This window comes from Luteibacter sp. 22Crub2.1, from assembly GCF_900167995.1.
In the GTDB taxonomy this organism is placed as follows: Bacteria; Pseudomonadota; Gammaproteobacteria; order Xanthomonadales; family Rhodanobacteraceae; genus Luteibacter; species Luteibacter mycovicinus.
Window position 1 is genome coordinate 163,883 of record NZ_FUYT01000013.1, and the last position, 7,693, is coordinate 171,575.

General features: G+C 60.4%; 8 protein-coding genes, 1 tRNA gene and 1 pseudogene. 4 read left to right on the forward strand and 6 right to left on the reverse strand.

The features are described from left to right. Positions 1–132: 132 nt before the first annotated feature. Positions 133–1,998, forward strand: a complete 1,866-nt coding sequence (rpoD, locus tag B5X73_RS14905; protein ID WP_036109469.1) for an RNA polymerase sigma factor RpoD — start codon at positions 133–135, stop codon at positions 1,996–1,998. A 108-nt stretch (positions 1,999–2,106) separates the two neighbouring features. Here rpoD and B5X73_RS14910 read toward each other — a convergent pair whose 3' ends face one another. Next, positions 2,107–2,385 (reverse strand): helix-turn-helix domain-containing protein, encoded by a 279-nt coding sequence (locus tag B5X73_RS14910; RefSeq protein WP_217699781.1) that lies wholly within the window; start codon positions 2,383–2,385, stop codon positions 2,107–2,109. A 214-nt stretch (positions 2,386–2,599) separates the two neighbouring features. Here B5X73_RS14910 and B5X73_RS14915 point away from each other — a divergent pair, with 214 nt between their 5' ends. Continuing rightward, positions 2,600–3,145 carry a hypothetical protein gene (locus B5X73_RS14915; protein WP_079522377.1) on the forward strand — a complete coding sequence of 182 codons (546 nt, stop codon included), beginning with the start codon at positions 2,600–2,602 and terminating at the stop codon, positions 3,143–3,145. Positions 3,146–3,209: 64 nt separating this feature from the next. After that, a tRNA-Ile gene (locus B5X73_RS14920) sits at positions 3,210–3,285 on the forward strand. 264 nt (positions 3,286–3,549) lie between these two features. Here B5X73_RS14920 and B5X73_RS14925 read toward each other — a convergent pair. Both B5X73_RS14925 and B5X73_RS14930 read right to left on the reverse strand, forming a co-directional pair. Continuing rightward, positions 3,550–3,795, reverse strand: coding sequence for a tautomerase family protein (locus tag B5X73_RS14925; protein WP_043696452.1), 246 nt, complete (start codon positions 3,793–3,795; stop codon positions 3,550–3,552). A gap of 47 nt (positions 3,796–3,842) precedes the next feature. Then, positions 3,843–4,553 carry an SDR family NAD(P)-dependent oxidoreductase gene (locus B5X73_RS14930; protein WP_079522378.1) on the reverse strand — a complete coding sequence of 237 codons (711 nt, stop codon included), beginning with the start codon at positions 4,551–4,553 and terminating at the stop codon, positions 3,843–3,845. Positions 4,554–4,632: 79 nt separating this feature from the next. On the opposite strand from B5X73_RS14930, the gene B5X73_RS14935 reads away from it, so the two are divergent. Beyond that, positions 4,633–5,517, forward strand: a complete 885-nt coding sequence (locus tag B5X73_RS14935) for a LysR family transcriptional regulator (RefSeq protein ID WP_079522379.1) — start codon at positions 4,633–4,635, stop codon at positions 5,515–5,517. Between the two features lie 65 nt (positions 5,518–5,582). Here B5X73_RS14935 and B5X73_RS14940 read toward each other — a convergent pair. The 3 genes and pseudogenes from B5X73_RS14940 to B5X73_RS14950 form a co-directional block, all read right to left on the reverse strand. Continuing rightward, a pseudogene (locus tag B5X73_RS14940) lies at positions 5,583–5,852 on the reverse strand (transposase); the annotation flags it as partial. A 132-nt stretch (positions 5,853–5,984) separates the two neighbouring features. Beyond that, positions 5,985–6,563, reverse strand: a complete 579-nt coding sequence (locus B5X73_RS14945; RefSeq protein WP_079522381.1) for a hypothetical protein — start codon at positions 6,561–6,563, stop codon at positions 5,985–5,987. 874 nt (positions 6,564–7,437) lie between these two features. Next, positions 7,438–7,693: integrase core domain-containing protein (locus B5X73_RS14950; protein WP_139382797.1), on the reverse strand; the 256-nt coding region annotated here is incomplete at its 5' end.

Sequence of the window (7,693 nt, forward strand, 5' to 3'; positions counted from 1 at the left end):
CGATCGCCCGGCCTCCAGCGGCCATCTGGCGCGATTCTTGCGTGATCCCGATGAGTCCGATCCACTTGAAAACTGGTCAAAAAATCATCAAATGACTATACTGATCGGTTCCTGTAACCCGCGGCGGTCGGCATGACTAACAAAGCTCACGAGCAGCAGTCTGAAATCAAACAGCTCATCTCCAAGGGCTTGGAGCAGGGCTACCTGACCTACGCGGAAATCAACGACCACCTGCCCGACGACATCGTCGATCCGGAGCAGATCGAAGACATCATGGCGGTGCTCAAGGGCGTCGGCATCGAGGTCCATGATTCCGCGCCCGACACCGACACCATCTCCGATGGCGCCGCCCCCGGCACCAGCACCGACGACGAATCGGCCGCTGAAGAAGCCGTGGCGCTGCTGTCCGCCGTCGACGCCGAGGTGGGCCGCACCACCGACCCCGTCCGCATGTACATGCGCGAGATGGGCACGGTCGAGCTGCTCACCCGCGAAGGCGAAATCGCCATCGCCAAGCGCATCGAAGAAGGCCTCAGCCAGGTTCAGACCGCGCTGGCCAGCTTTCCGCTGACCATCCAGCTGCTGCTCGAGGAATACGACCAGCACGTCGAGGGCAAGCGTCGCCTGAGCGAAATCCTGGCCGGCTTCGCCGACCTCGAGGAAGCCGCCGATCAGGCCAAGGCCGAAGCCGCCGAGGCCGCTGAAGCCGCCGGCGACACCGAAGGCGACGACGACGAGGAAGACGGCGTCGAGGGTGCCGAGGAAGAGGAAGCGGGCCCGACCGGCCCGGATCCCGAGGAAGTGAAGCGCCGCATGGAAGAACTGCGCTCGCTGCACGCCAAGTTCCAGAAGACCGCGCCCAAGGCCGAGATCGCCGACAAGAAGGTCGCGAAGATCCGCGAGCAGATGTCGGAAGCCTTCCTCAACCTCAAGCTCCCGTCGGCGCTGATCGACAGCTTCGTGCGCAAGCTGCGCGAAGTGGTCAACGACATCCGTCACCACGAGCGGATCCTCATGGACATCTTCGTCAAGCAGGTGAAGATGCCGCGCGCCGAGTTCCTCAAGAGCTTCCCGTCGAACGAAGGCAACCTCGAGTGGGCCGCGGAGCTGTCGCGCAAGCGTCAGAAGTGGTCGCCGAACATCAAGAACTACCGCGAAGTCATCGACGGCGAACAGGAGAAGCTGGCCGCTATCGAGCGCACGCTGTATCTGCCGCTGACCGACATCAAGGAAATCAATCGCGCGATGTCCGTCGGTGAGGCCAAGGCCCGCCGCGCCAAGAAGGAAATGGTCGAGGCCAACCTGCGTCTCGTCATCTCCATCGCGAAGAAGTACACCAACCGCGGCCTGCAGTTCCTCGACCTCATCCAGGAAGGCAACATCGGCCTGATGAAGGCCGTGGACAAGTTCGAATACCGTCGCGGCTACAAGTTCTCGACGTACGCCACCTGGTGGATCCGTCAGGCCATCACCCGCTCGATCGCCGATCAGGCCCGCACCATCCGTATCCCGGTGCACATGATCGAGACGATCAACAAGCTCAACCGCATCTCCCGCCAGATGCTCCAGCAGTTCGGCCGCGAGCCGACGCCGGAAGAACTGGCCAAGGAAATGGAGATGCCGGAAGACAAGATCCGCAAGGTCCTGAAGATCGCGAAGGAACCGATCTCCATGGAAACCCCGATCGGTGACGACGAAGATTCGCATCTGGGCGACTTCATCGAAGACACCAACGCCAGCTCGCCCATCGAGTCGGCCACGGAAACGGGTCTCATGGAAACCGTGCGCGACGTGCTGGCCGGCCTCACCCCGCGTGAAGCCAAGGTCCTGCGCATGCGCTTCGGCATCGACATGAACACGGATCACACGCTGGAAGAAGTCGGCAAGCAGTTCGACGTCACCCGCGAGCGCATCCGCCAGATAGAAGCCAAGGCCCTGCGCAAGCTGCGTCACCCGAGCCGCTCGGAAACCCTGCGCTCGTTCCTCGATATCGACTGATATCGGGTCACCGGTAGATGCCAAAACGCCCGCTTACGCGGGCGTTTTCTTATGTCTTGCCAGGAACCTGCTCTGGTAGGAGCCAGCCCCGCTGGCGATGGGAACCCCTCACCCTTCACCCCTCCCCTCCGCCCGCTCACGAGTCACCGCCCCCGCGCGCAACCCCATCGGCCGAAGCAGCTTCGCCACCGTATCCAGCGTCGGACTTTTGATACCACGCTCGATATCCTGAAGCCCTCGCGCGGACACGCCGCAGAGCTTCGCGTACTCCGCAATGGTGAGGCGCAGCGTCGTGCGCACCAGACGGATGGTCTCTGGTATAGGTCGACCCGGGTTATGTTCGATGTTGTCCAGCAGGCCCCGCCGGACGTCGAGCTCCTCGGCCATCGTTAATGACTTGAAACGCCTATCCACAATCAAACCCTGGACCAACAGCCTTATATACGCACTCTTGTATCATATACGCGCCTCCAACGACGTTATATATACTGCTTTAGTGTGTATTTGTTGACACGTCGCACTGGGGCCCCCAACGGCATGATGGGAAGCCTTCGCCGCTGTCTAATGGCGACACACCCAACTGGGCTCAAGGAAATTGCATATGTCGTATTACCGCCCCGCTTCGATGATCGCTTGCGCCATGATGGCGACGCTCTCGGCAGAGGCTTATTCAGCGCCTCCGCAAACTGCGCCAGCGGCCGCTACCCCCTCGTCCCAGAGCCCCATCGCCAAGGACCTGAAAAGCCTCCCCCTCGCGGACCAGAAGCGGTTCGCCGCCGGTCGCTTCCTCGGCTTCTACACGCTCAACGGGCGCACCACGGGCGACGTATGCCGTGCGGAGGGCGTCGACCTCTCCGCCTACGTGCAGGCGTTCCAGCGCAAGCACGACGCCGAGTACGAGCGGGCCGACAAGATCATGGTGGCATCGGGTTTCTCCACCGCCGAGATGGCGGCAGCGACCGACGCCAACCGTGGCCGGCTCGAGGAGAAGGTTCGCCAGTCGATGCAGGACCTCGCCGGCGCACTGCACAAGACCACGGTGGCCGAGGGCTGCGCCTATATCGCGGCCCACGTGAGCGACGCGGTCGCTGGCCAGTCATTCGCCCAGCAGAACCCCGAGATCGAAGCGGTCCTGATGTCGAACTGACAAGGGCTGTAGGCGAAAGGGCATTTCGATGCCCTGCGCCAACCGTTACACTTCGCAGCCGCGTGGGCCTATAGCTCAATGGTTAGAGCAGGGGACTCATAATCCCTTGGTTCCAGGTTCGAGTCCTGGTGGGCCCACCATTTGATTCAGCTGCCCATGGCTGATTCGCCCGGTCGAGGCGCCTCTCGCGGTGCCATCGCCTCGGACTGATGCCGTCCGTTACCTTCGCACCAAGTGCGTCGTCTCGAAGCCCCGCTTGCCGGCGAACGGTTCACGGACGAGTACCGCCGAAGGTGATGGCCGCCGAGCTACTTCGGTCTGGTAGATAAGAGTCCCTTGGCTGATCGGATGCTGGACCGGCGACGTATGGAGATCGCCATGCGTACGAAGGCGATGGACTGCTGTCAGGACTTGACCTGTCGGTCGCGATCCCTCCTTGCGCGGAAATCCGCCAAAGGCAAGCCGCTCTGTCCGATATCTTCGATTTCGTGCTCCTGAAAGAGAACGATCGTGTCGTCATGGGGCTTGCCCATAACGTCGAACAGCAGGTCGGCAATGCCTTTGTAAACGGCCGCCTTCTGCTCCTGAGTGGTTTTTTCTGCGCCAGGACGTGTGCCCTCACGGGTCACGAGAATGTTCACGATCGGCATTACGACTCTCCCGAATAAAGGGGACGCCAAACGCCCCCATGGTTTGCTCAGCGACCGGCGATCAGGCCGCCGTCGACATGAAGGATTTCGCCTGTCGAGAAGGCGGCGTCTTCGAGGTAAAGCACAGCGCGGACGATGTCTTCGACTTCGCCCAGCTTGTTCATCGGGTGGAATGCGGCCAGCTCATCGACCAGCTTCGGATCGTGCATGGGTGTACGGATGACTCCGGGCGCCACGGCGTTCACCCGAATGCCGCGCGTCGCGTACTCGATAGCGAGGCTCTTGGTGGCGGAGTTCATTCCGCCTTTGGTAAGCATGGCGATGAAGGCGGGCCCCCGGGAGCTGGCGAATTCGGCCGTTGACGCCGTGATCTGTACCAGATGGCCGCTGCCCTGTTTCAGCATCACGGGGACGACCTGCTGGGTAGTGAAGAAAAACCCGTCGAGGTTGGTCTTCAGCTTCAGCCGATAATCTTCTTCGGTGTAATCGATGAACGGCTTACCGATGAAGATCCCGGCGTTGTTCACGAGGGTGTCGATGCGACCGAACGTGTCCACCGCAGCGGCAACGAGGCGCCTTGCGGTTTCCGGATCGCCGATGTCACCCGCCACGGTGAGAAGGTCCGGATCGGTCGAGGGCTTGATGGAGCGGGACGTGGCCACCACGGCGTAGCCGCGTGCTCGAAATCCTCTGACGATGCCTTCGCCGATACCCTGCGACGCGCCGGTGACGATGGCTACTTTCTTGGTGTTTGACATGGCTGTGGTCCGTTCTGCTTGCGGGATGGGCAGAACTTAAGGCACTGTCGCCCCTTCGAAAATTAGCTATCTTCGATCAATGACTGAGCAAAAACGCACAGACCTGGATTGGCAGGATGTCCGGGTCTTCGTGGCCCTGGCGCGGCAGGGCAGTCTCTCCGCAACGGCTCGGATGCTTTCGGTCAATCACGCGACCGTTGCGCGCAGGGTGCAGTCGCTGGAACAGGCGCTGGGCGAAAAGCTCGTCGAGCGGCGACCGGAAGGCTACGTGCTTACGGCGGCTGGGACGCAGGCGCTTATGGCGGCCAGCGACATGGAGCAGGCAGCGCAAACCCTCAGGCGAGGCTTGGCCGACGGGTCGCCGAGCGGGCTGGTCCGGATCAGCTCGTCACCAGGCTTGTCAGCCGGCTTTCTCGCCTCGCGCCTTGCCCCTTTGGCGTTGCGATATCCACAGCTCGATATCGATCTTGCCCCTGCCCTGCGGTCGGTCAGCCTTGAACGGCACGAGGCGGATATCGCCATCCGGGTCGACAAACCCAAGGACGGTGACATCGTTGCGCGCCCGCTGACCACCATGGGTTACGCGTTCTATGGGACCGAAGAGACATGTCGCTCGGTCGAAGCCGGCGGCGAGCCGGTGTTGATTGGCTTCAACGAAGCGGACGGGTATATCACCCAGGCCGCATGGATGTCGCAGCGCTTTCCCCGGGCGCGGGTGGCGTTCCGCGCGAGAGACCAGTTCCTGCAATCGATCGCTGCACAGGCGGGCGTGGGCCTGGCGCTCATCCCGCACTACATCGGCCGCAGTACCCCCCTGCTCCGTATCTGCGATCTCGGATCGGTACCGGCTGCCAGGGACGTGTATCTTCTGACCCGCAGCCGCGACCGCAAGGACGCGTCGATTCGAGTCATCGCCGACGAGATCGTCAGCATGTTCGAGCAGGCGCGCGATCTCTTTCGATAATTGAAGATTGGAATCGACCGCGCTCGTGGCCAAATGCCAGGCTTAGGTATGTCGTCCCCCGTTAGTTAGCACCAACCATAACCAGGGGCAGCCGGATCGTTTTGATGCCTGAATTCGGCGGACGTCAGCCCGCCAAGAGTGCCTTGTGAGGTCTCGCGGTTGTAGTCAGCTAGCAAGAGCTCTGCCTGCTCTCGCACTTCCGTCAGGTTCCGAAAGACGTGCATATCGAGTGCGCCACGCCGAAGGCTGCCGTTGAAACGCTCGATGAAGCCGTTCTGCATCGGTCTACCGGGCTCGATGACATCCAGGAAGATCCCTTTGTGCTCGGCGCATTCGCGTTGGACAGCCCCGTGCCTCCCGTCGGTAGTTTCACGAGTGAACGCGCTCCCGATACCGACGCTGGCGCTACGTACCGCTTAGGGAGAGGCGATTATGACGTGCAGCAACGAAGTCGATTGATTCCAGGCCTAAACAGGGGGCTCCCAGCTGAGAAGCTCAACGGAATTGAACACATCACACCCTTGAAGGGTAGCCATAATCCTCTGAGGTCCAGTCATTGCTTTGAGGCTGAACCTCTCGTCATCATCGATGCATATCATTACGTCTGAGTCGCCGCCGACTGAACGAAACACGACTGCATAGAGAGACGTGCCGACAGATATCGCATCGGCGGGCACCTGGTCCAGACGTCCGGCAGCCTCGATAATCTGCTCAAAGTGGGATGGCACCTCTCCCAGAACAGTCGGCCTCGTCCACTCTGTCTTGGCGTAGAAGTCTATCTGCTCGAACTCTCCGATGCTGCCTGCCTCGACCAACGTCGCCGGAGCCCGCTGAACAGGTTCAATCGAAATACCGTAAGTCTCAAATTTGAACTCGATGTCAAAGTAGTTCCAAGTGAGCGCAACCCATCCCCCGCTTTTGGTTGGAAAATAGACCGATGCCCACTCCGGATTAGCGCTGGGGTCAATAAAATAGGCTCCCGCCTTTAACGTCCCAAGGGTTTCGATTTGGCTACGGTCTGGAAAAAACCTTTTCCATTTCTTCATGGCGTTGGCTTCAGCTCGTCAGGAATCTGGGTATCCTCGGAAAAATGGATGATTTCCGGGGGCTTGGAATCATTCGCTGGAACGTCAATCTGCGGACCGTCTTTGCCGCCTGTTCGAACGCTAATGCAATGACCCGCCGCTTCCTGCACAGGTCAGGCCGCTAAAGCATACGCTTGCTGCAAGGCATAGCTGCAGACCAGGCTGGTGTATTTTCGGCTGGTGAAAGCCAAGCCGTTGTCCGACCGAAGAAGGAAGGGGCATTGACCTTGCCCAGGGTCCCGAAGCGTCTGGAGGCAGATGGTCACGAGGAAAAATATTGGGAAATGCTACGGGAAGCTCGCGGGCTGCCTTCGCTTTGGCACCCACCGACTTCAGTGGGCGGGCCAGAATCCGGTTGCAATCAACGATCCGACAATCCCGCCAACGATCGTTAGAAGCGCCCCGAGTACGTGCGTGGATATTGTTCGCCTTCTACACGAAAGCAGTTGTTCCTTCGCCGCGCGCAAACCATTCCCGTCACTGGGCTTGAGGAAGGATGCTGGGCGAAAGACAAAGTCCGATTTCAACGAACCCGCCCACACGAAGCCTAACGTATCCCCTTCGGAACGCGCGACAAGTTCAGCTCGTGCGATTCTCCGTCTGAACTGTAGCAAGTTTCGAAACACCACGTAGAGGCCGGGGAGCAGGCTTAAGAAAAATCCCAAGTCATTTGCGCTCATTATGATCAACCATGAGGATGGGCTATTCGTGCAACGTGTTGAGGCCAAATTGCCCTGCCTTCGTCCACAAACGGAGGACACGCCCAGCGTGGTTATTATGCCGCCTTGCTGCGACGTCCCCCCGCCTTCAGTAGCGGTCCGGTTTGAGTCCGGAATTACTGTAACTGTTTTGCATAGGCGGCGGGCGTCAGCCCGCCCAGTGCTTTTTTCGGTCGCTCCTCGTTGTATTCACGGCGCCAGTTTTCGATTTCTGTGCGGGCGTGCAGAAGGCTGGGAAACCAGTGCTCGTTGAGGCATTCATCGCGTAGCCGTCCGTTGAACGATTCGATGTAGGCATTCTGGTTCGGCTTGCCGGGCTCGATATGCCTCAATTGCACGCCACGGTCGTGAGCCCAGGCGACCATCGCCTTG

Excerpts from the sequence above, each read along its gene's own strand:
- rpoD (WP_036109469.1), top strand. The coding sequence starts at position 133 with ATGACTAACAAAGCTCACGAGCAGCAGTCTGAAATCAAACAGCTCATC.
- B5X73_RS14910 (WP_217699781.1), bottom strand. The coding sequence starts at position 2,385 with ATGGCCGAGGAGCTCGACGTCCGGCGGGGCCTGCTGGACAACATCGAA.
- B5X73_RS14915 (WP_079522377.1), top strand. The coding sequence starts at position 2,600 with ATGTCGTATTACCGCCCCGCTTCGATGATCGCTTGCGCCATGATGGCG.
- B5X73_RS14925 (WP_043696452.1), bottom strand. The coding sequence starts at position 3,795 with ATGCCGATCGTGAACATTCTCGTGACCCGTGAGGGCACACGTCCTGGC.
- B5X73_RS14930 (WP_079522378.1), bottom strand. The coding sequence starts at position 4,553 with ATGTCAAACACCAAGAAAGTAGCCATCGTCACCGGCGCGTCGCAGGGT.
- B5X73_RS14935 (WP_079522379.1), top strand. The coding sequence starts at position 4,633 with ATGACTGAGCAAAAACGCACAGACCTGGATTGGCAGGATGTCCGGGTC.
- B5X73_RS14945 (WP_079522381.1), bottom strand. The coding sequence starts at position 6,563 with ATGAAGAAATGGAAAAGGTTTTTTCCAGACCGTAGCCAAATCGAAACC.